Consider the following 21,618-nt stretch of genomic DNA (forward strand, 5'->3'; position numbering starts at 1 on the left):
AATAGGGAATGAAAGAATACTACAGAGAAGGAGTACATTCAATGGAAATAAAAAAAGATTCAATCATTTATCCATTACCATCGGATAATTTAGTAGCTGAAAAGGAAGCGTTTTGGAGAGTGAAATTACCTCCAGACTATAAACAAATGATAAAAAGAAATAACGGGGCTTCTCCAGAAGCAAAAGCTTTTAAAGTGAAGAGTCATAGCTATGTATTAATAAGGTTTTTATGTATTCTTGAAGCCCCAGAGAACAATGAAGCCGGTACGTTTGATATTGATGTAACATGGACTCAATTAGAGGATCGGCTTACAGATGATGGAGATTTATTGGGAGTAGCTTTATTACCAATCGCGACTTTATTTGCAGGAGATTTTGTGTGTTTAGATTATAGAAATTCAAGAGATAACCCTAGCGTTTGTGTATGGGATCATGAAAATTCTGCTGAGCTTGAGCCGAACACGTACCCTGTTGCAGATACATTCAAAGAATTTTTAGCTATGCTTCATTAATCCGCAGCTAAAGTAGGGCATGAAAATAATTGTGGATTTTTTGAGGCTCTCATAGAAGTAGGCGTGATCAAATAGTAAACGTTGATTCAATTAATTATAAAAAGGGGATATAAATGAAGAAGATCGTAGAATTATTTCATGATATAGATTGTACGTTGTCTCCCATGATAAGTTTTTATAGCGCTTTATCAGATCAAAAATTTTTAAAAGTCTTACACTATTTTTCAGAGGAAACTGGTTATGGAAATGAGTACCACATTTGTACATTTTCAGACGACTTAGAGCCGTGGGAAGAGGGCTATGTTGAAAACGGCATTGAATTTCTAGACGGTACGGGTGACACTGACAAAAGTGTTATTGTCGATTATGAAACGTTTTTAACTTACTTGCACAAAATTTGCCACGTATATATGGAAGATCATGCCCATGATAAAGAAAAAGTGATGGCTCTTTTACATAAAATCAAACAAAATTATAGTATCGAAGACTAGTAGGAGTACATAAAGAAGCCGCGAATCGAGTCTTGCTATAGATAATAAGCTCCCGACACTACAGCGCATTACACCAAGCAGAGAGACGATATATTTTGGAGAGAATTCTACAAGGTAGAAAGTAGAGGGAAAACGAAAAATGGAAATAACTCAAATGACAAAAGCTATTAGAGACGCTATAAAAGGTGGTCACTTAAATAAGGTAAGAGACTTATTGGAGAAAAATCCAGAAATGTTAACATGGATTACACCTTTTGGCACATGGCTACATGTAGCGACAGCTTATGGTCATTTAGAAATCGTACAATACCTTATTCGTGCTGGAATAGATGTGAATGCACAAGGAGGAACTTTTTCTACCAATGCCTTAGAAAGAGCGGCTGCAAAAGGACATATAGATATTGCTAAGTATCTTATTAACCATAATATTGAAATTGATATCAGTGAACCAGATAGAAATCCGCTGTTTGCTGCCATATATAACGGTCATTTTGAGATGGTTAAACTGTTAGTTGAGAATCATATTAATATATCGATTACATACTCTGGTGAAAATATGAAAGAGATGGATGCTTACGCATTTGCGATTGAACGAGGACAAATAGAAATGGCTGAATATTTAAAACGAAAGCTGAATGAAAAAGTACAAAAGAGAGTGCTTAAAGATTAATTAAATCGTATATAACAGGCCACAAAGCTAATAAAAGCAAGGAGGTCCATCTCATGCTAGAACCCATATATGCTGAAAACGTAATTGTCGGAGTAGTACATAAAAAGCAGTTTCAATGGTATGTGACCGATCGAGAGCTATGGTATTTGGATTATGTAAAGTTTGCACAAGCTTTTGAAAATGAAGGTGATTCAGCGGTTAATGAATACATCGAACCTGAACGAAAAGGGATCGAAGTTCTCAGCAATGAAAATGCTGAGCTTTTTTTAAAACGTATAGAGTCGTATCAAGCAGATACAACTACTCTTTTAAAGCTGTTTGAAGATAAAATAGAAAGCGTAGATGAAGAAGACGTATTAGATTTTAGCCCTTCGTTTTTGGTGGATTTTGATCAAAAGACGTTTTACTCACTGTTTCCTGAGCCGGCTTCATTTGAAGAATATGTTCCAAGCGATTGGAAAGGAACGTATAAAGACTTTACAGGTTTGATTCCAAAAATAGAAAAGTATTGGGTAAATAAGGACGGAGAAAATTTATTTGAGCTGTGAAAGCAAACAGGGCATGGAGGGATAATGTTGTTTCGTGTTCAAACATTCATTAAGCGTCCAGGTATTTTGATTACGGATTTATCATCTCTATATGAAAAGGAATCGCACTATTTTATCGATATATCGAACGAAGAAGAACTCATTCGTTACGGTAATCAGTTTGATTTTACTTGCCTTGAAGGAGCTATTAAGCTTGAATACTACGGTGAGCCGCTTCTTGATGCATCTGCATGGGATGTTATAGATGGGATGTGGCTTTATTTGTTGGATGCAATGGAGAGTTTAAAAGAGACCGGATATGGAGAGATGAATTTTCCAGATCAACCGTTAGTATTAACCTTAAAATCGGCTTCTGAACAGTTTGTACTGTATACCTTGCATACATCTCCTCCCGTAAAAGCAGTGCTTCCAAAACAAGACTTTTTTATGGTGGTGTTAGGAGGAGCGGAGCAGTTTTTTAAAACGATGGAGAGATGTTTTAAAGGGAACTTTCGGTATTTCAGTGAAATCAAACGTATTGAAGCGTTAAAAAGGCAGTAAGGAAGACGAGGTTACTAGTAAAAGATTACAGGAACTATGGCCACATTGTGACGGCAAGTGTAATTACTCGGCGTGCGCTTCCTTTTTCGAGCTGTTGTCCGATAGCACTTGATGTTTGCACCCAATTCACTTCATCAGGATAATTTGTAATCACTCCGTCACTTTTTGTTTTCCACAAAAATGAAGCGGGAAGCCGCTTGATTCCAGACCACGGTGATATTTTCATTCCGGCAGAATGGACTTGGTGGATAAGAGCAGGCGTTAGGATGTCATAAGACGGGTTAAAGTAAGTGGCAAAAGCGGCGAATTGCTGGATTGAATTTGGGCTTGCGTCTCGCTGTGAAGAAGTTAGTATCCCTATAGGAACGTTTGGGAGAAGCTCATGCATTTTTTTCATGGATGAAACGTTAAAAGACTGAATGATAACGTGATCGAGCTGTCGCTTGTTGATTTCAAAAGCTACTTTTTTTTCAATTCCAGGATAAAGTTCCGGCGCTTTTAACTCTATTAATATACCGATTTTTCCTTGAAATTCATCTAATACTTGCGAAAGAGTTGGAATTTTTTCATTCGTAAAAGAATCCCCTTTCCAGCTTCCTGCGTCCAAGCGCTGAAGCTCCGCGTACGTTAACTCTCGAATGTGTCCGCTTCCGTTTGTCGTTCGGTCTACGGTACGGTCATGCATAATAACGAGTACACCGTCTTTGCTTTGCTGCACGTCAAGTTCAATGTAATCCGCATTCATTTCTAACGCTTGGTGAAAAGCAGCCATTGTATTTTCAGGTGCGTAGGCAGAGGCTCCTCGGTGCGCGATATTTGTGAGTTTTTCTTCCGTGCGTGCAAAAGCAGAAGAGGCGATTGAACAGCATAATAAGGCGACGGCGCTTAAACCAGCTAAATATTTTTTCATCACATTTCTCTCCTATGCGTTGGTATAGAAATAGCGTAACGAAAAAATGTGATGCTGATATAGAGGAAGTGTGTAGAAAACGTTGACATTTCGTAAAGAAAAATAGGGATTTTTTCATGATGATGTTTACAAAAAATGCGTAAACGAATAGCGATTTTAATCAAACGTTAAGGAAATAGCGCTATAATAGAAGGTGTGAAAAAAAGAATAGGAATTTCTTAGAAAATAGTTGTATAATAGGTGAGTCAGTCAATGAAAGGAATGGAACATGGATATTCAGTACATACATGCGTTTACGATGCAAACGAAAGAGGAGTGCCGGACGCTTCAGCAAAAGCTAAAAGCACAAATTGATTTAACATCACGCGTCAAAATGACGCATATACATAACTGTGCTGGTGTTGATGTTGCGTACTGGGAAGAAAACGGCATATCTCACGGAGCGTGCAGCATTGTAGTGGTTGATTATCAGACGAAAAACGTTGTGGAAAAAGTGCACAGTGTAGGAGAAGTAACGGTTCCTTATCTTCCTGGGTTTCTAGCTTTTCGAGAGCTTCCTTTAATTCTTGAAGCGGCTAAAAAACTTCAAATAGAGCCCGACGTGTTTTTATTTGATGGCAACGGATATTTGCACTACGAGCACATGGGAGTAGCCACACATGCTTCTTTTTTTCTCAATAAACCTACCGTTGGAATAGGGAAAAGCTATTTAAAGATCAAGGGACATGATTACGTTATGCCTGAAGATACAGAGGGCGCTTATGAAGATATTGTGATCGATGATGAAGTTTATGGTAGAGTAGTAAGGACAGCCAAAGGGGTAAAGCCTATTTTTCTGTCGTGCGGAAACTATATTGATTTGGACATGTCATATCAGCTTATGATGCATTTTATTTCAAAAGAAAGTAAGCTTCCGATTCCGGTCCGCCTAGCGGATCTGCATACGCATGAGCTGCGGAAAAGGTACCGGCAGTCAACGGGGAAGTAAGCTGTTCATAATGAGTTCATAGTTTCCTTTTATACTGATGGTTGGAATATAGTAGTAGTGTAAAATTATTAAAGAATGAGTAAGGTGATTAAAGGTGAGTTCATTTATTACGAGTATTTTGGATTTTTTAACGAGCCTTGGCTATTTAGGTATTGCGCTCGGCTTAATGATTGAAATCATTCCAAGTGAAATTGTACTAGCCTACGGGGGGTATATGATTTCTCAAGGCATGATTAGTTTTCCAGGAGCAGTCATTGCCGGAATTATTGGCGGAACGATTGCACAGTGGTTTTTATATTGGATTGGAGCCTACGGAGGACGTCCGTTTCTTCAAAAATACGGCAAGTACTTATTTATTCATGATAAGCATATCGACCTTGCGGAAAACTGGTTTAATAAATACGGCGCGGGCGTGGTTTTCTCCGCTCGTTTTGTCCCGGTTGTTCGACACGCGATTTCGATCCCTGCAGGTATTGCTAAAATGCCGTTTTGGAAGTTTACGTCTTTAACCGTGTTAGCGATGATTCCTTGGTCGATTTTATTTATTTACTTAGGCGGAAAGCTAGGCGAGAACTGGGCGAACATTGAAGACGTAGCAAGCAAATATACGCTTCCGTTTGTAGTTGCGGCATTTGTGATTATTGTTCTTTATTTCGTATTCAAACGCACGCGTACAAAGCGCGTATAAGATCGTTTTTGGACTACAAGCATGGCGAAAAGCCATGCTTTTTTTGCATGCGCAACCAGAAGCTCTTTTATTTGCTCATGACTTCTTCAAGTGCTATTATTTTTCATACGCACTAAAAAAGGAGACGATTTAACGTGGTACAAGAAATTGTATTAAATGATACGCCTATTCAAATTTACAGCTATGAACAAGAAATTGTAAAAGGCAAAACAAAAGTTTCAGTTGATTTTAAGGTAACAAGTGAGGAATATCATGATATTACTACACTTTTATATAAAGGTACTTTTCATGTAAATGTCCCAGAAGAAGATCTGGATTTCCAAGGAACGATTCATCAGTACTCTACGTCTTTTACAAATTTATATGAAAAAGGCCAGGTAGGGGATTTTTCATTAAGTTTAATTGAAGTGAACGAATAAGGAGCAGATGCGTGATGAAAGTAAGTATACTTGACCAATCGCCCGTTTCATCCCATCAGACCCCAGCGGAAGCGTTAGAAGCATCGATGCAGCTGGCCAAGGCTGGTGACAAGCTTGGCTATGAGCGCTACTGGATTGCAGAGCACCATGATTTGTCTGGACTTGCCTGTTCGGCTCCTGAAGTGATGCTTGGCTATATCGGCGCACAAACTAATAGAATTCGAATTGGATCCGGAGCGGTGCTGCTGCCTCACTACAAGCCGTATAAAGTAGCGGAAACGTATAACATGCTCGCAACGCTGTTTCCAGGGCGCGTTGATTTAGGGATTGGGCGCGCGCCGGGTGGATCGGCTGAAGCAACAAATGCGCTGTCGGATAACTTCTTGCAGCAAGTATTTAAAATGCCTGAACTTGTTGAAGAGCTTCTGCAGTTTTTAGAAGATAAATTTCCGGCTGAACATGAATACGCCAAGCTTTCAGCTTCGCCGCTTCCGCCTGTCTCTCCAGAACCGTGGCTGCTTGGCACAAGTAAAAAAAGTGCCGAGCTCGCTGCTAGAAACGGAATGGCCTATACGTTTGGACAGTTTATGAGTGAACAAGACGGTTCAGCTATTATTGATCAGTACAAGCAGGCTTTTCAGCCAAGACAGAGCGGGAATCAGCCCTATGCGATTGTCACTGTATCGGTCATTTGCGCTGAAACAACCGAGCAAGCGCATCGCATCGCAACGAGCTCACTCGTATGGAAAATTCAACAGGATAAAATGGAAGCAAAAGGTGTGCCTTCTATTAAAGAAGCGGCCAGCTATCCGCTGACAGAAGAAGAAGAGAAAAAAATGAAGAAGATGAAAGAAGCTATGATTATCGGAAACCCGGAAGAAGTACACGTCCGTCTTCAAGAAGTTCAAGCACGCTACGGAGCGGATGAACTCATGCTTGTCACCATTACGCACGATCCGGCTGACCGATTAAAATCATATGAGCTTGTCGCAGAGAAATGCAAAAAATAAGAGCCAAATGTCGGCTCTTATTTTTTATGCCCGTAATAGTACTCAAAAAAGTGCTGAAATGCTTCTATAGCACGTAAAAAAGAAGCGGCGTCTTGGCGGTCTTCTATTAACCAGCACGTGGCTAATACAGAATGAGCGTATCCCCACAGTAAAATGCGTTTTTTATTTACGTTCAGTTCTTTTACAAATATATTGATTCGATGGTCAATTGTCTCTGCTACGTTTGTCTTAGGCAGATGATTTAAAAGAAAAGGGATAATTTCGTACTCTTTTTCTCCAATCAACCCTTTTGGATCAATTATTTTCCACGCTTCACCAGACTGTAAGATGTTATCATGATGCAAGTCTCCGTGAAGCAAAAAAAGCTGCTGAGAAGTCCGGTTTAATTCAGAGAAAACGGCTAGCGCGTGTTGAAGCGTTTCGGAAGAAAGAAAATCAATGCCGCTTGGATACATTTGTGTATACTCTCGAAGCTGCTTCTCTCTTTTAACGGCTGTTTCTTCGATAGTGGAGTCTGATTGAGGCATGCGCCACAGAGATTTCATGAGCCGAGCAGCGATTAACGCAGCCTCTTCTTTAGTTGATAAAGAGGAAAGCGGGCATCCGGGAGACAGCTTTTCAAGCAGTAAAATACCTTTTTTAGCATCACTGTCCACTATTTTTACCGTGTTCTCACCAGCTATTGCTGTCAGTGCTTCTTGCTCATGAAGCAGCTCTGAAGGCTCTACAAAGAGTTTTACAACTAGTTCGCTTCCATCTGCTTTGCGCGCAGGAGCAACAAAGTGGTAAGAAAGAGGGAAGTGACTGTGAATGGTGATATGCCATCGCTGTTCGCAGTAGCGAATCAGCTGAGGAAAGTCAGTTAGCCACTTTTGGCCTTTATGAGAGTGAAGGTGAGTAATTGTATCACAAAATGTTTGAGGCAACGTATGCATGCGTTTCTCTCCTTTGTCGTTTCCAATTTTTTCTGATAAACTCATCATATACAGCCTACATAGAATCTGTAAAGAAGGAGGAGATCCTATATATGAAGACAAAGAAGGTGAAATCTCCTTGGGCTCTCGTTGGGTTTCCTATTTATATCATTGGATTTTCACTTTTACTTGCTGGAAGCGCACCTGAGTGGGTAGAAACAGTGAGTAAAATCATGATTGCTCTTGGAATCATTTTGCTTATTATAGCAGGAATTGATCTTAAAAAACGAAAAAAATCAGCACAAGCCTAAAAAACTGCCGTTTGGCAGTTTTTTTATTTGGAGAAAGGGTAACAAGATAACTAGATAAAAATGTTGAATTATTATTCTTTTTGATGTATAAATATAATATAGAAAGCAACGGTATTGAGAGGAGAATGAACGTGTCTTACGTAATAAAAAAAGAGGTTCCGTTATTTGAGCAGTTTGCAGCTCTGCATGAAGCGAGCGGATTACATAAAAGTAAAAAAGGCAATTATACAAAAGAACAGCTGTTTGAAGCGGCAGCCAACAGCTGGTTTAGAGTCGGTATTTATGACAATGAACATTTAATTGCATTTGGCCGTATGATTTCAGACGGAATTTACCAAGCGCTTATTTGCGACGTGATGGTTGATCCCTCGTATCAAAACAAAGGACTTGGAAAGCAAATTATTCAAGAGCTGTTAACGAAATGTCAAGAAAGCGGAATTGAATCGATTCAGCTGTTTGCAGCAAAAGGAAAGCATCATTTTTATAAAAAATTAGGGTTTCAAGAAAGAGAAGAAGACGCGCCAGGCATGTCGCTTGTTATGTAAAAAGCTCAGTGATCAATCATACTCACTGAGCTTTTTGTATTATGCCGTTTTTAAAACCGTACTTTTTTGGACTAAATTCCAAGCAACTTTTACTAAATAAACAACAAGCAAGACGTTTAGCATCGACGTAGCAAACATAGAAAACGGGTATGACGTGCTGTTTTGCATATTACTGTCGCCGTATAAAACAAAAAAAGTGTTCATAAAAATACTGATGCTAAATCCAAGGGATAAGTAAAGCAAGTTTTTGTCTTTTAAATAAATATAAGCCACTAAAGCAAGCGCTGCTGCTGGAAATAAGTAGCGTTCATGCATACTTGAAGAAAACGTAAATACCCCTGAAATTTGAATAAGCGCTGCAAGAGCGGCGTATTTAAAGCTCCGTCCTTTTATATAAATAAGCCAAGAAAAAATAGTTGTCGCGACGATAAAAATAAGTCCCCACGTATGATAGCTGAAAAACAGTAGCGTTGCAGAGCTGTCTTTATAGTTTGCGCCTATTAAACTATAAAAGTTGTAGGCGTTAACAGAAGCATACGGGTACTCTCCAATGGTGGATGAAAATAAATCAATAATCCACGTTGGACTTTTTCCGACTGAAAAAGGCAATAAAATCACCCCAGCAGTGAAAGCCGCCGTTAAAGCAATGCCGAAGAAATGCTTCACTTGCTTTAGGCGAATGAGCTCGAAAAACAAAATAGGCAGGATAATAATCGCCTGCGGCTTCATTAAGACCGCTGCTGTAAAAATAACGGCCGACGCGTAAATTCGTTTTTCCGTAATCATTACAATGGCTAGGACAATAAGTAAAGTGAAAAATGAATCCACTTGTCCCCAAAACGTTGAATTAACTAAAATGGCCGGATTAAATAAATACCCAATTGCTAACAGGTATGCAAAAGAAGGTGCCAAGTATTTACGAGCTAAACGATAGAGTAAATAAGATGTGACAACATCTGCTAAAATAGGCGGAATTTTAATCAACAGCGAAAAATACTGCTGAAAATCCGGTAAACTGCCAACTTTCCCAACGATAAACAAGATATAAATATAAAACGGCGGATAATCGCTTCCGCTTTTAGCGTAGAAATTTGAAAAATGATTAGCCGCAACCGATGCCCAGTTTTTGAAAAGCGACGCATCCATATGAGAGCCTACCCACGGAATCAGTGCAATCCGAATAAATAAACCAGTGCCAAGTAATGACCATAAAATAACGCGAGAATGCCCTATCGAATGATGCCATTTCTTTTTCTTTACTAATCCGTAAACGAAAGCTGCTGCTATAAAAAAGCCCACCGTATAAAGAGCTAGCGGCGTTTCATAGTCTTTATTAGCTCCTTGACTTCCGGCACCGTTATCCATAGATAGATTATGAAAAGGCGTTACGTGTTCTCCGGAATTGCTGGGTGAAGCAGGACCGTTTCCTGAAGGAAGACGATGATCTCTTGAGTTATTATCAAGAGCAGATATACCATTCGTAATCTTTTTTAACTGATGACTTTCTTGAATTGAAAATAAATGTTCTTCTCCTTTATAGTGTGATAGTGAAACGATACTGAAAACAAATGCTAAAAGAAAAGCTGCCGTTACGATAAAAGCCGTTCTTTTTTGTAGTATGTTCATATAAAATCCTCCGATGACAATGTATCGAATAAGTAGTAGTGTGTCTCCATACTATAAGGGGAGTTGGTGAAAATAAAGTGAAACTTCTTTAATAAAGAGCGGAAGAGAGAGCATAAAAAAACAAGGCCTTAGAAGACCTTGTTTTTTATATTGCTTATAGTACAGCATCAAACTTATTTACTTTCCACTGTGAACCAGATTTATAAAATGTAACGGTGCGTTTTACACTTCCTCCGTCAACTGTTGGAACCGTAAATTGATAAGAGCGAACATCGGCGCGTTGATAAGTTAGTTTTGCTTTTGCTTTGTTCCACTCTAGCATGCTGAATCCGTCACCGACAGGACGAGCAAGCTTTCCATTATATGTGATGTAGCGATAATTTGTTAATCCTTTTTGAATAGCACTGTTTGTAAACGTTTCAGATAAGTAGCTTACTAGTTTGCTTTTTGTATTAAAATCTTGACAAAGATATGAGTACTGAGTGCCTTTATAATTAAATGTTTTTTGAGTACATAAATTACCTTTAGATCCATGAAGTGCATTCCAGAAATGGTTGCTTGCGTTTGCTGCAATTTTTACCGCATTAGTCGTTGATAGATTTTGTGATGCTGCTTGAGCTGTAACTCCTGTGCTTAGTGAAAAGAAAAGAGCAAGTGATGCTAAGATTATTCCAAATTTTTTCATTTCCATTTCCCTCCTACTCATTCATTGAAATATATGTAACATTCATGCTGTTAATATTACAATTGTTACATTTATATTACAATACTTCTTTAAAGAAATAAAGAGTATTTCTTATATATGTTTGAATTATTCCCGTATTTTCTTAAATAAAACGTAGAATTAAAAGAAAACATATAAACAGTATGTCAATTATGTGTCACATATTTCGTCGCTTTACAAGTTCGTATATAATAGGAATAAATCGATCAATATGCTGATTTAGATAAATAGGTCAGGCACAAAAGGAGAACGTAAACTAATGGGTGTTTCAGAAGTGACATCAGGAATTATTATTACCACTGCCGTAATTGCTATTGTGATTATTACAGTTGGTGTTTTGGCTACAATGATTGCGATTGCGAAGAAAGCAAATAAAAAGTAAGTGTGTAGAGGAGAGTTAGTATAATAACTAATTCTCTTTTTTTTGAAAAAAACCTATCGCTATTTTTATAATAAAAATGCATAAATAACGCGTGCATTATTCATAGAAAAAAGCAGGAAATTTACGTTTTGAAGCTAATAGATACATAAGGCAAGCTGCGCACTTTCATTACAAAAACAATGGAAGGGGTTCTAACAGACTTCAAGTGATATCGCCTATTTTATGTCATAATGAATGATATTCATTAACACAGCATCTTAGACGCACTTTATAACCAAATAATGAGGAGAGTGGTTGAGTTGCAACGACAAAAAGTAGCAGTGAATGGAGAAAGGTTAAAAAATACGCTTGAACGATTTGCCGATTATGGACGAACACCTAATAACGGTGTAACCCGCCTAGCGCTGTCAGAAGAAGATCGCCTAGCACGAGATTATTTTTGCTCATGCTGCCGGGATCTTGGAATGGATATTAAAATCGATGACCTTGGATGTATTTATGCCACGCTTGAAGGGCTAGAAGATAAGCCGCCTGTTGTGATTGGCTCACACATGGACAGCGTAAAAAAAGGCGGAAGGTTTGATGGAATCCTCGGTGTAGTTGCAGGGTTAGAGTTAGTAAGGACGCTGGTTGAACATAATATTAAGCCGAAGGTGCCGATTATGATTGTTAACTTTACGAATGAAGAAGGAGCGCGTTTTGAGCCTTCTATGATGGCTTCAGGTATTTTATCGGGCAAGTTTCAAAAAGACGTTATGATGAAGAAGACAGATGTTGACGGCGTGACGTTTAAGCAAGCCCTTCAATCATGCGGATATGAAGGCGATAGAAGTAACCGTCTTACTGAAGCATCGGCATTTGTAGAATTACATATTGAGCAAGGGCCTATTTTAGAAAGAGAAGCCAAATCAATTGGTGTAGTCGAGTGCGTGCTCGGAATGGTATGCTATGAAATTGAAGTTACGGGGGAGTCAGATCACGCCGGGACGACGCCGATGGATATGCGGAAAGATGCGCTATTTGCAACTAATAACCTGATTGCTGAAGCTCGTCATGAGCTCGGCAGATTGGATTCAAATTTAGTCTATACAATGGGTCGTATGAACGTACTGCCTAATATTCATACCGTTATTCCAAATAAAGTGATTTTTTCACTTGAAGCGAGACATACGGATGAAGATGTCATTGCATCCGTGGAAAAAATTATTCAATCACTGCCTGATCAAGCGGAGCTGTTAGAAGGGTGCGAAGTGCGGGTGACCAAGCTTTGGGGACGCGATACCGTGTGGTTTGATAAAACGGTTTGTGATGAAGTGGAAGAGTCGGTTCGTTCGCTAGGGTATTCCTACAAGCGAATGGTCAGCGGAGCTGGACATGACGCACAGTTTTTAGCTAGCTATATTCCGACGGCTATGATTTTTATTCCGAGCGTAAACGGAAAAAGTCATTGTGAAGAAGAGTTCACTCCTTGGGAAGAATGCGAAAAAGGTGTAAACGTACTTTTAGAGACGGTGATTAAGTTAGCTCAGAAGTAATGAGATAAAAGAGTAAACCTGCGGAGGTTTGCTCTTTTTTAGTGCTTAGAAAGACTGCAAACTATCGCATTGAACTTTTGGTTTATTATGGCTACAATAAATGAGAAGCATCGGGATGGATGTGAAAAAAGGATGTGAAAAAAAGTGAGATCTTCTCACTTGCAGAAATGAAAATTACTATTATTATTGCAGATGATAATTCGTTTATTCGAGAAGGAATGAAAATTATATTAAATACATACGAGGAATTCGACGTTGTCGCTACTTTAAAAGATGGTCAAGAAGCCGTTCAATATTGCAAGAATCACTCCGTCGATATTGCATTGTTAGATGTAAGAATGCCTGTTATGGACGGTGTAGAGGCTACAAAGCTTATTTCAGAGTCAACGAAAGCAAAGCCGCTTATTTTAACTACGTTTGATGACGATGAATATATTATTGATGCTGTAAAAAACGGAGCTAAAGGCTACTTGTTAAAAAATACAGAGCCAGAGCGCATTCGAGACGCAATCAAAAGTGTGTTCAACGGACATACGGTGCTGCAAGATGTTGTGCTTGATAAAATTAAATCAAGTTTAAACGCTGCAACTGAGCGCGAGTCCAAAGCGGATATGACACAGTTTACCGAGCGTGAAACGAGCATTATGACGCTGATTGCCAAGGGGCTTTCAAATAAAGAAATTTCTAAAACGCTTTTTATTTCAGAAGGTACCGTAGCAAACTATATTAGTTCGATTTTAAGTAAAACGGGACTTGAGCACCGTACTCAAATTGCTATTTACTATTTAACCGGTAAAGGGAAGTAGGACTATGGAAGTCGGATTAATGATGACCAAGCTCATCCTCATGCTGTTTTTGGCTATTACGTACATTCAGTTTAATTATGTACACTCGATTTCAGCTATTGTGTTAGCACTGCTTCTTTACAGCTGTGTTAATATCGCCGCGTCTATTGTGAAAAAGAGCGCGTTCAAGCGCATGCTTATTGCTTTTTCAATTGTCCTTATTCTATATTGTGCGTATCAACTTCATCCTTTGTTTTTTCTTCTTTTGCCGCTAAACCTTTGTGAGCTTATTGGAGAATCAGTCGTAAAAAAATGGATGGTGCTGCTTGTATTGCTTCCAGTGCTGCTAGTTCCCTCTGATATTAGAGCTCTGTATGTGTTAGTCGCTGCGTTTACTTTTTTTATTTACACAGGAGCAGCTCTCTATCAAAAGCGGACAAACAATTATGAACAAAAGCTTGATGAAATGAGAGTAAGTATGCAAAAGCTGCAAAAGCACGTGAATGAAAATAAAGAGTATGTGAGACAGTCTCAATATGCTTCAAAATTAGAAGAGCGAAATCGACTATCGCAGGAAATTCATGATAAGATTGGTCATTCAATGACAGGAGCACTTATTCAAATGGAGGCAGCAAAGCACGTAATGAAGCAAGACGAGGAAAAAGCGCTGTCTCTTCTTCAAAATGCGATTACAATTTCGAAAGAAGGCATTGAAGAAATTAGGTTAACGTTAAAAAGTATAAAGCCTCCCGCTGAGCAAATAGGAATCAGCCGTCTTAAATTATTTATTGGTGAATTTGAGGCTAAGCATAGTATCGCAATGCCTCTTGTATACAAAGGGAATTTAGATCTTATCACGCCTCTTCAGTGGAAAATTATTCATGAAAATATAACAGAAGCTATTACAAACGCTTTAAAATATGCAGAAGCAACGATGATTGCCATTGAGCTTCACGTACTAAATAAAATGGTGAAAGTAGAAGTCAAAGACAATGGGAAAGGCGCTCACTTGTTTCAAAAAGGACTTGGCATAGCAGGAATGGAAGAGCGCGCTGCTTCCATTAACGGAACGGTGATTGTTGACGGAGCAAACGGATTTTCTGTTACCACACTGCTGCCGATAGGTGAGAAACTTCATACGTAAATAATGAGATTTCTCATGGGGAAAAGGTGAACTTATGCACTGACGTAAGTTTGCCTTTTTTTCATAAAATAAGGATATACCAACACACTAGAGGTGAAATGATGAACGTATTATCCATTCAAAAATTAACAAAGAAATTTGGAGATTTTATTGCGGTAGATAATTTATCTTTACAAGTAGAAGAAGGAGATATATTTGGGTTTTTAGGAACAAACGGAGCAGGAAAAAGCACAACGATTCATATGGTAGCTAGTCTTCTTCAAAGCAACAGCGGCGATATTGAAGTACTTGGGAAAAATATAAAGAAACACCGAAATTTCGCAAAGATGAACATCGGAATTGTTCCGCAGGACTTAGCGATTTATGAAGATTTGACAGCCTATGAAAATGTGAAGTTTTTTGCAGGACTCTACGGATTAAGAGGATCACTTCTTAGCGAACGAGTCGAAGAAGCTTTAGCGTTTGTAGGGCTTTTAGATAAACAAAAGGCGTATCCGAAAAGCTTTTCAGGAGGAATGAAAAGAAGGTTAAATATCGCATGCGCAATTGCTCATCGCCCTAAGCTGATCATTATGGATGAACCGACGGTTGGCATTGATCCTCAGTCGCGAAATTATATTTTAACATCTGTAAAAAAGCTAAATGAAATGGGAAGCACAATCATTTATACGAGTCACTATATGGAAGAAGTAGAAGAGGTATGTACAAAAATTGCAATTATTGATCACGGCAAAATTATTGCTGAAGGAACAAAAGAGCAGCTGAAAGCGATTATCACCGATACAAAAGATATTTGGATTGAAGTAAAAGAAGCAGACGATATAGATTGCAGCGGTCTAAAGGAAATTCCAGGCGTAACAGCCGTTACGTATGAAGATGGAATCATTAAAATTAATTCAAGCGCCGAAGTGAATAACTTAAACAAGGTCATTCATTATTTAATGACGCATCATATCGAAATTAAAGCAGTTAAAGAACAAGCCCCTAATTTAGAGACGGTCTTTCTGACGCTCACAGGACGCAGTCTAAGAGATTTATAAAAGAAAGGAGGAATAACGAATGAATATTATTGCAATTGCTTTGAAAGAAATGAAAAGTGATCTGCGAGATAAGCGTGCATTTATTTTTATGATTCTTTTTCCGCTAGCTCTTGTCCTTATTTTAGGAACAGCTTTGTCTCAAGCCTTTAATAACGACATGACGATAGACGACAGTTACGTTCTCTACAAAATGGACACAAGTAATGAACAATCTGCCGCTTTTAAGCAGTTTGCTGCACATGCAGAAAAATCGGGCATTCACTTTAAAGCGTTGAAAAAAGATCAAGATGGAAAAAAAGAAGTAAAAGAGCAGCATTATACAGCTTATGTAGAAGTGAAAGACGGAGGCATTAATCTCTCCGGAAATGAAGAAAACAGCATTGAATTTAACGTGGTGCAAGGTATGTTAAGTACATTTGTTGATAAGTACAACGTGGCTATGGAAGTGGCCAAAGTAAATCCTCAGCAAGTCGAGAACCTGCTGCGTGCGTCTAAGCATGACTATATTCAAGAAACATCCCTTCATTCTCAAAAACAGCCAAATTCAATAGATTACTACGCTATTTCAATGACCACCATGATTGTTTTGTACGGATCTATCTCAGCGAGTTATTTAATTAGAGGAGAGCGTATGCGAAATACAGCAATTCGATTAGTAGCCGCACCGATTAAAACCGCTGAAATTTTTGTCGGGAAAATTTTAGGCACTGTTTTGGTTCACGCCATTTGTGTATTAGTCGTCATTATGTCGACTAAATATTTTTTTGATGCGAATTGGGGAGATCATTTACTCTTAGTACTCGTAATGTTAGTATCTCAGATTCTTTTTGCCATTAGCTTTGGACTAGGAGTTAGCTACCTTACGAAGACGGAAGCGGCGTCAAGAGCAATTATTATGGTTGTGATTCAAGTGTCGTGTATTGTGGGAGGAACCTATTTTCAAAATGGAGCTGGAGAAGGCTTCGTCAATGTATCACCTTTAACCTGGATGAATAATGGACTTATTAAATTGATTTATACAAATGATATCGGCGCTTCTCTTTCAGTTATCGGGTTGAATGTAGGCTTCTCTATTTTATTCTTGGGCACAGCCATTGTGCTTTTGAGAAAAAGAGAGGGGTTATAACATGAAAAATATCATGTGGCTTGTCACAAATATGCTGAGAAATATGCTGCTTAGAAACAAAAGGACGCTTGTACTTGTTATTGGTTTGCCTATTGCAGGTATTTTGATGTCCGTTCTTATTTATGGAAATACAGCAGGGACTTCGGTGAATATCGGAGTTGTCAATCACGACTCAACGGATATCTCAAAAGACACCGTTCAGTTTTTAAAAGGACTGCATAAAACAAATGTTAAAATGCTCACTGACAAAGAAGTGGATCATGAGATTACGTCAAAGAAAGTTGATGCTGTTATTACTTTTGAAAAAGGGTTTTCTGAAAGCGTCAAAGCGAACAAACCAGATCATATTACGATTACTTCGATAAAAGGAGCAGAAGTAACGGGCTTTATTAAGTCTTATTTGTATCAATATATTGATAATGTTTCTGCGCTTAATCAAGCAGCAGGCGGCAATGACGCTGCGTTTAAACAAATGTATGAGAGTTATCAAAAAGCGCCATTCCACGTCTCCACGCATGCACTTGAAGACAAAGGAACCGATCAAAACATTGTCAAGCAGACAATTGGGTATTTAATTATGTTTATGCTTTTTTCTGCCGTAAATCTATCGGCTCTTATCACAAAAGAAAAAGAGCAGCGCACGTATTTTAGACTGCTAGCTTCGCCAGTCAGTGCAAGGCAATACGTGATATCTAATGTTATGACAAATATGATTTTATTAACTTTGCAAGTAATGATTACACTTGTTTGTATTACGACTCTTTTTCATGTAGATATGAACATTCCTGTGTGGCAGCTATTTTTTATTTTAGTTTTGTTTGGGCTAGTAGCCATCGGCTTGTCGCTTGTAATCGTTGCTTTTACAGAAAGCTCAAAAGCGGCAAACGGCCTTCAAACGCTTATTATTACGCCAACTTGTTTACTGTCAGGGTGCTTTTTCCCTCCTGAATTTATGCCGGATGTGATGCAGAAAATAGCCGACTTTCTTCCTCAAACGTGGGTATTAAGCACGTTGAAAAGTGTTCAACAAGGAGCCGCATTAAGCAGCCTATGGTTAAATATCAGCATTTTACTAGCTTTTGCACTCGTTTTTTTCCTGCTATCGATTTATAAATTAAATCGAAATAATACTGTTCAAAAGTTTATTTAAATGGTAAAGTCAGAGAATACCTCTGGCTTTTTTTGTAATTTTTAAAAAGTTTCAAAAAAAGATTGAAAAATATAAGATGAAATTTTAGAATGAAAGAGGAAAGGGGTATACAAAAAGAGAATAAATAGGGGAGAAAAACGAAGTTCATGTTGGTTTTTTGCACAAATAAATGAAATCGCTTACATAAGTCAGCATGAAAAGACGGAAGGAGAGATTGTCAGCGAGATAACAAAGGGGGAAAAACAGTGGGAATTTATGAACTACTTGTACCACGCACGGTTTTATATGGAGAAGGATCATTTTCTAAAATTGGAGAACAAGCTGCACTGCTTGGGACAAAGGCATTGCTTATAAGTGATGACGTTATGGCGAAAGCAGGCAATGTAGAAACTTGTCGTCGTTACTTAGCAGAGGCTGGCATGGACTGTGCCGTGTATACAGGCGTAAATTCAGAGCCGACAGATATTCATCTAGATGAAGCGCTTGCCATATGTAAAGCGGAGCAGTGCGATGTGGTTATTGCCTTAGGGGGAGGCAGCTGTATCGATACTGGAAAAGCGGTTGCCATTATGATGACAAATGAAGGGCATCTACGAACGTATTTTCAAAATCAACAAGATTTTCAAGGTAGTCCTCTTCCTTTGGTTGCCGTGCCTACGACTGCTGGAACGGGCTCAGAAGTGACGAAAGCGACGGTTATTACAGACACGGCGTACGATGTAAAAATGATGCTCGCAAGGCCTCAATTATTGCCTGATACAGCCATTGTTGATCCGTTATTAACTCTATCATGTCCAAAACACGTAACGGCAGCTACAGGAATTGATGCACTCAGTCATGCGGTCGAAGCGTATTTGTCTAAAAAAGCACATCCTTTTACGGATTCACTTGCGCTTCAAGCAATTGAGTTAATTATGAAAAATATTCGTCTTGTGTACAGAAATGGAGAAAATGTTCAAGCAAGAAACGAAATGGCCTATGCTTCTATGCTTGCGGGGATGGCGTTTTCAAATTCATCCGTTGCTCTAGTGCACGGTATGTCACGACCTATTGGCGCGTTATTCCATGTGCCGCACGGTATTTCTAACGCGATGCTCCTGCCTGCGGTTTTGGACTATACAAAAGAGGCTTCAATCGATCGTTTAGGTGAAATAGGACAAGCTCTTTTTCCGAACGTATCATATACAAAAAAAGAAGGAGCAGATGTGTTAATTGAAGCCATCAAGCAGCTTTGTATCGACTTAGAGATTCCTAATCTTCAATCGTGGGGCATTGATCGTCAGCTATTTTATGCGGCGGTTGAAAAAATGGCAGCGGATGCGATTCAAAGCGGAAGTCCTGCTAACCATCCTGTTGTACCGACGGCAGAAGAAATTATCCAGCTGTATTACACCTGCTATGAATATGAGTTTGAGTCTGCACTTTATAAGAAATAAGATAAATTCAAGACAAATTGAATGAGGGATGAAAGGGGAAACGTTATGGATTTGCTGATTATTTTGCTGTCTCTGGGGCTTTTGATGCTGGTTGCTTACCGCGGATTTTCAGTTATTTTGTTTGCTCCACTTTGTGCGCTGCTAGCCGTTATTTTAACGGAACCAAGCTATGCACTCCCGTTTTTCTCAAACGTTTTTATGGAGAAAATGGTTGGATTTATTAAAAACTACTTCCCTGTCTTTCTATTAGGAGCAGTCTTCGGGAAGATGGTAGAAATGTCTGGAGTCGCTGAGTCGATTGCGAAAACAATTGTTAAAGTCGTGGGGGCTAAACGTGCGATCTTGGCGATTGTTTTAATGGGAGCAATCTTAACCTACAGCGGCGTAAGTTTATTCGTTGTTGCGTTTGCAGTTTATCCGTTTGCGGCTAACTTATTCCGCGAAGCGAATATTCCAAAACGATTAGTACCGGGAACGATTGCATTAGGAGCTATTTCGTTTACCATGGATGCACTTCCGGGTACACCGCAAATTCAAAATGTTATTCCAACGACTTTTTTTAAAACAGACATCTATGCTGCTCCGACACTGGGGATTATCGGATCAGTTATTGTTTTTAGCTTAGGTCTTTGGTATTTAGAAAGTCGAAGTAAAAAAGCAAGAAAAGCTGGAGAAGGCTACTACGGATTTAATAATGAACTAGCAGCTGCTGCAGAGCTAGAAAAAGAGTCTGTACCTTCTACAGAACCTAAATATGAACCTAGCGTAGCAAGACAGATTTTAGCGTTTGTTCCGCTCGTGCTTGTAGGGGTTGCAAACAAATTTTTTACTGTTTCTATTCCAAAGTGGTACCCAGACGGTTTTGATTTTGCCAAAATTGGCCTTGAAGCGTTCGGAAAAGTAGATTTAACCGCAGTTGTTGGTATTTGGTCAGTGGAGTTAGCACTTGTTATTGGAATTATTACGACGATTGCGTATGACTGGAAGAGAGTGACCACCGGTTTCCAAGCGGGTCTTAACGCAAGTATTGGCGGAGCGCTTCTCGCTGCGATGAACACGGGAGCTGAGTATGGCTTTGGAGGCGTTATTTCATCTCTTCCTGGCTTTGCAACCGTTCGCGATGGTATTTCACATACCTTTACAAATCCGCTTGTCAATGGAGCCGTTACGACAAACATTTTAGCCGGTATTACAGGATCCGCTTCTGGAGGTATGGGAATCGCGCTTAGTGCGATGGGAGATAAGTATGTAGAAGCTATTAATCAATACAATATTCCTCCTGAAGTTATGCACAGAGTTGTAGCGATGGCATCAGGCGGTATGGATACGCTTCCTCATAACGGAGCCGTTATTACCCTGCTTGCTATTACCGGATTAACCCACAAGCAGTCTTACCGAGATATTTTTGCGATCACTGTTATAAAAACGCTTGCATGTTTCTTAATCATTGGAATCTACAGCTTAACTGGACTCGTATAACAAATAAAGAGGCTGAGTGTAGTTGAAGAAAGATCCGAACGATAAATCGTTCGGATTTTTTTATTGTTGCACTGATTTTGTATATCGAGCCTTTTGCTCTAAAACAGATTCTTTGACTTTCTAAACTGTAAGTATTATGATTACACTACTTTCTAGAATACTATATGCCGTTACATTAATTCTTAGCATGTTTATGAAGAAAGGAGAATGACTGTGAAGCTATTTGAAGGAAATTTAAAAGTAGGCGACTGGGTCAAAGGAAAGTCTCGCGACGGTGAACTTATATACGGATATATAAAAACGATTAATCCATCTAAAAAAGCCGCACTAATCAATGTAGTGAAAAGTGATGATGAAAAAATGGTCGGTACAACCATTGGCATGATGGATGAAAAAATAGAGAAGCTGCCCCTTCAAAAAACGGTGCACGAAGAGCAGATTCTTTCATTGATTGATCTTGCGCTGCTAACAAAAGACGAAGCTTGGTTTATTGAATTAACAGCTGAATTAAAAAGAGTACAAGATAAAAAGCAAGGCTGACATTCCTAGTAAAGGAATGAAGGCCCTGCTTTTTTTATTATTCCTAGGGGAAAAGCAGGAATGGAAAGCAGCTTGCGAGAAGAAGTAAATGACGACATTAAAAGA

At 38.9% G+C, this 21,618-nt stretch carries 25 protein-coding genes; 21 read left to right on the plus strand and 4 right to left on the minus strand.

Features of this window, described 5'->3' with window-relative positions:
* Positions 1-41: 41 nt before the first annotated feature.
* The 5 genes from ACRPLQ_RS09385 (at position 42) to ACRPLQ_RS09405 (ending at position 2,761) form a co-directional block, all read left to right on the plus strand.
* Positions 42-512 carry an SMI1/KNR4 family protein gene (locus ACRPLQ_RS09385; RefSeq protein ID WP_165635268.1) on the plus strand — a complete coding sequence of 157 codons (471 nt, stop codon included), beginning with the start codon at positions 42-44 and terminating at the stop codon, positions 510-512.
* Between the two features lie 113 nt (positions 513-625).
* Complete coding sequence (gene cdiI / locus ACRPLQ_RS09390) at positions 626-1,003, plus strand: ribonuclease toxin immunity protein CdiI (protein WP_165635267.1); 378 nt, start codon at positions 626-628, stop codon at positions 1,001-1,003.
* 139 nt (positions 1,004-1,142) lie between these two features.
* A complete protein-coding gene (locus ACRPLQ_RS09395; protein WP_165635266.1) occupies positions 1,143-1,673 on the plus strand; it encodes an ankyrin repeat domain-containing protein in 531 nt (176 codons plus the stop codon).
* Between the two features lie 53 nt (positions 1,674-1,726).
* Positions 1,727-2,221 carry a hypothetical protein gene (locus ACRPLQ_RS09400; RefSeq protein WP_029322197.1) on the plus strand — a complete coding sequence of 165 codons (495 nt, stop codon included), beginning with the start codon at positions 1,727-1,729 and terminating at the stop codon, positions 2,219-2,221.
* A gap of 27 nt (positions 2,222-2,248) precedes the next feature.
* Positions 2,249-2,761, plus strand: coding sequence for a hypothetical protein (locus ACRPLQ_RS09405; protein WP_033579200.1), 513 nt, complete (start codon positions 2,249-2,251; stop codon positions 2,759-2,761).
* A gap of 34 nt (positions 2,762-2,795) precedes the next feature.
* Here ACRPLQ_RS09405 and ACRPLQ_RS09410 read toward each other — a convergent pair whose 3' ends face one another.
* The gene (locus ACRPLQ_RS09410; RefSeq protein WP_165635264.1) at positions 2,796-3,671 is read right to left on the minus strand and encodes a glycerophosphodiester phosphodiesterase; all 876 of its coding nucleotides are present in this window, start codon (positions 3,669-3,671) and stop codon (positions 2,796-2,798) included.
* Positions 3,672-3,939: 268 nt separating this feature from the next.
* Here ACRPLQ_RS09410 and ACRPLQ_RS09415 point away from each other — a divergent pair, with 268 nt between their 5' ends.
* The 4 genes from ACRPLQ_RS09415 (at position 3,940) to ACRPLQ_RS09430 (ending at position 6,776) form a co-directional block, all read left to right on the plus strand.
* On the plus strand, positions 3,940-4,659 hold the full coding sequence (locus ACRPLQ_RS09415) for an endonuclease V (protein ID WP_165635263.1): 720 nt from the start codon (positions 3,940-3,942) through the stop codon (positions 4,657-4,659).
* 94 nt (positions 4,660-4,753) lie between these two features.
* On the plus strand, positions 4,754-5,347 hold the full coding sequence (locus ACRPLQ_RS09420) for a DedA family protein (protein ID WP_014459791.1): 594 nt from the start codon (positions 4,754-4,756) through the stop codon (positions 5,345-5,347).
* Positions 5,348-5,481: 134 nt separating this feature from the next.
* Positions 5,482-5,766 (plus strand): DUF3219 family protein, encoded by a 285-nt coding sequence (locus tag ACRPLQ_RS09425; RefSeq protein WP_014459792.1) that lies wholly within the window; start codon positions 5,482-5,484, stop codon positions 5,764-5,766.
* Positions 5,767-5,780: 14 nt separating this feature from the next.
* Positions 5,781-6,776, plus strand: a complete 996-nt coding sequence (locus ACRPLQ_RS09430) for an LLM class flavin-dependent oxidoreductase (protein ID WP_432235931.1) — start codon at positions 5,781-5,783, stop codon at positions 6,774-6,776.
* Positions 6,777-6,793: 17 nt separating this feature from the next.
* Here ACRPLQ_RS09430 and ACRPLQ_RS09435 read toward each other — a convergent pair whose 3' ends face one another.
* Positions 6,794-7,711 (minus strand): aminoglycoside phosphotransferase family protein, encoded by a 918-nt coding sequence (locus tag ACRPLQ_RS09435; RefSeq protein WP_432235932.1) that lies wholly within the window; start codon positions 7,709-7,711, stop codon positions 6,794-6,796.
* A gap of 92 nt (positions 7,712-7,803) precedes the next feature.
* Between ACRPLQ_RS09435 and ACRPLQ_RS09440 the strand changes: the two genes are divergently transcribed.
* Together ACRPLQ_RS09440 and ACRPLQ_RS09445 are read left to right on the plus strand one after the other, a co-directional pair.
* Positions 7,804-8,001, plus strand: coding sequence for a hypothetical protein (locus ACRPLQ_RS09440; RefSeq protein WP_432235933.1), 198 nt, complete (start codon positions 7,804-7,806; stop codon positions 7,999-8,001).
* A gap of 125 nt (positions 8,002-8,126) precedes the next feature.
* The gene (locus ACRPLQ_RS09445) at positions 8,127-8,546 is read left to right on the plus strand and encodes a GNAT family N-acetyltransferase (RefSeq protein ID WP_231503802.1); all 420 of its coding nucleotides are present in this window, start codon (positions 8,127-8,129) and stop codon (positions 8,544-8,546) included.
* A 39-nt stretch (positions 8,547-8,585) separates the two neighbouring features.
* On the opposite strand, the gene ACRPLQ_RS09450 is transcribed toward ACRPLQ_RS09445, so the two are convergent.
* Together ACRPLQ_RS09450 and ACRPLQ_RS09455 are read right to left on the minus strand one after the other, a co-directional pair.
* The gene (locus ACRPLQ_RS09450) at positions 8,586-10,172 is read right to left on the minus strand and encodes a glycosyltransferase family 39 protein (protein WP_028413088.1); all 1,587 of its coding nucleotides are present in this window, start codon (positions 10,170-10,172) and stop codon (positions 8,586-8,588) included.
* Positions 10,173-10,326: 154 nt separating this feature from the next.
* Entirely contained in the window at positions 10,327-10,863 is a 537-nt protein-coding gene (locus ACRPLQ_RS09455) for an IseA DL-endopeptidase inhibitor family protein (protein ID WP_014459798.1), read from the minus strand.
* A gap of 292 nt (positions 10,864-11,155) precedes the next feature.
* Between ACRPLQ_RS09455 and ACRPLQ_RS09460 the strand changes: the two genes are divergently transcribed.
* The 10 genes from ACRPLQ_RS09460 (at position 11,156) to ACRPLQ_RS09505 (ending at position 21,513) form a co-directional block, all read left to right on the plus strand.
* On the plus strand, positions 11,156-11,278 hold the full coding sequence (locus tag ACRPLQ_RS09460) for a hypothetical protein (protein ID WP_013057357.1): 123 nt from the start codon (positions 11,156-11,158) through the stop codon (positions 11,276-11,278).
* A gap of 299 nt (positions 11,279-11,577) precedes the next feature.
* A complete protein-coding gene (locus tag ACRPLQ_RS09465; protein ID WP_033579195.1) occupies positions 11,578-12,813 on the plus strand; it encodes a Zn-dependent hydrolase in 1,236 nt (411 codons plus the stop codon).
* 167 nt (positions 12,814-12,980) lie between these two features.
* Entirely contained in the window at positions 12,981-13,619 is a 639-nt protein-coding gene (locus ACRPLQ_RS09470; protein ID WP_028408271.1) for a response regulator, read from the plus strand.
* A 4-nt stretch (positions 13,620-13,623) separates the two neighbouring features.
* A complete protein-coding gene (locus tag ACRPLQ_RS09475) occupies positions 13,624-14,742 on the plus strand; it encodes a sensor histidine kinase (protein ID WP_034269127.1) in 1,119 nt (372 codons plus the stop codon).
* Between the two features lie 101 nt (positions 14,743-14,843).
* Entirely contained in the window at positions 14,844-15,782 is a 939-nt protein-coding gene (locus ACRPLQ_RS09480) for an ABC transporter ATP-binding protein (protein WP_028413090.1), read from the plus strand.
* Between the two features lie 19 nt (positions 15,783-15,801).
* A complete protein-coding gene (locus ACRPLQ_RS09485) occupies positions 15,802-16,908 on the plus strand; it encodes an ABC transporter permease (RefSeq protein ID WP_034269130.1) in 1,107 nt (368 codons plus the stop codon).
* A 1-nt stretch (position 16,909) separates the two neighbouring features.
* Positions 16,910-18,058: an ABC transporter permease gene (locus ACRPLQ_RS09490; RefSeq protein ID WP_033579192.1), complete on the plus strand. Its 1,149-nt coding sequence runs from the start codon at positions 16,910-16,912 to the stop codon at positions 18,056-18,058.
* A 245-nt stretch (positions 18,059-18,303) separates the two neighbouring features.
* Positions 18,304-19,494, plus strand: a complete 1,191-nt coding sequence (locus ACRPLQ_RS09495; RefSeq protein ID WP_080754429.1) for an iron-containing alcohol dehydrogenase — start codon at positions 18,304-18,306, stop codon at positions 19,492-19,494.
* A 45-nt stretch (positions 19,495-19,539) separates the two neighbouring features.
* Positions 19,540-20,973: a GntP family permease gene (locus ACRPLQ_RS09500; protein WP_013083445.1), complete on the plus strand. Its 1,434-nt coding sequence runs from the start codon at positions 19,540-19,542 to the stop codon at positions 20,971-20,973.
* A gap of 207 nt (positions 20,974-21,180) precedes the next feature.
* Positions 21,181-21,513 (plus strand): IDEAL domain-containing protein, encoded by a 333-nt coding sequence (locus ACRPLQ_RS09505; protein WP_232217037.1) that lies wholly within the window; start codon positions 21,181-21,183, stop codon positions 21,511-21,513.
* Positions 21,514-21,618 lie beyond the last annotated feature (105 nt).

The sequence above is a fragment of the Priestia sp. TRN 1309 genome (assembly GCF_050846875.1).
Classification (GTDB): domain Bacteria; phylum Bacillota; class Bacilli; order Bacillales; family Bacillaceae_H; genus Priestia; species Priestia zanthoxyli.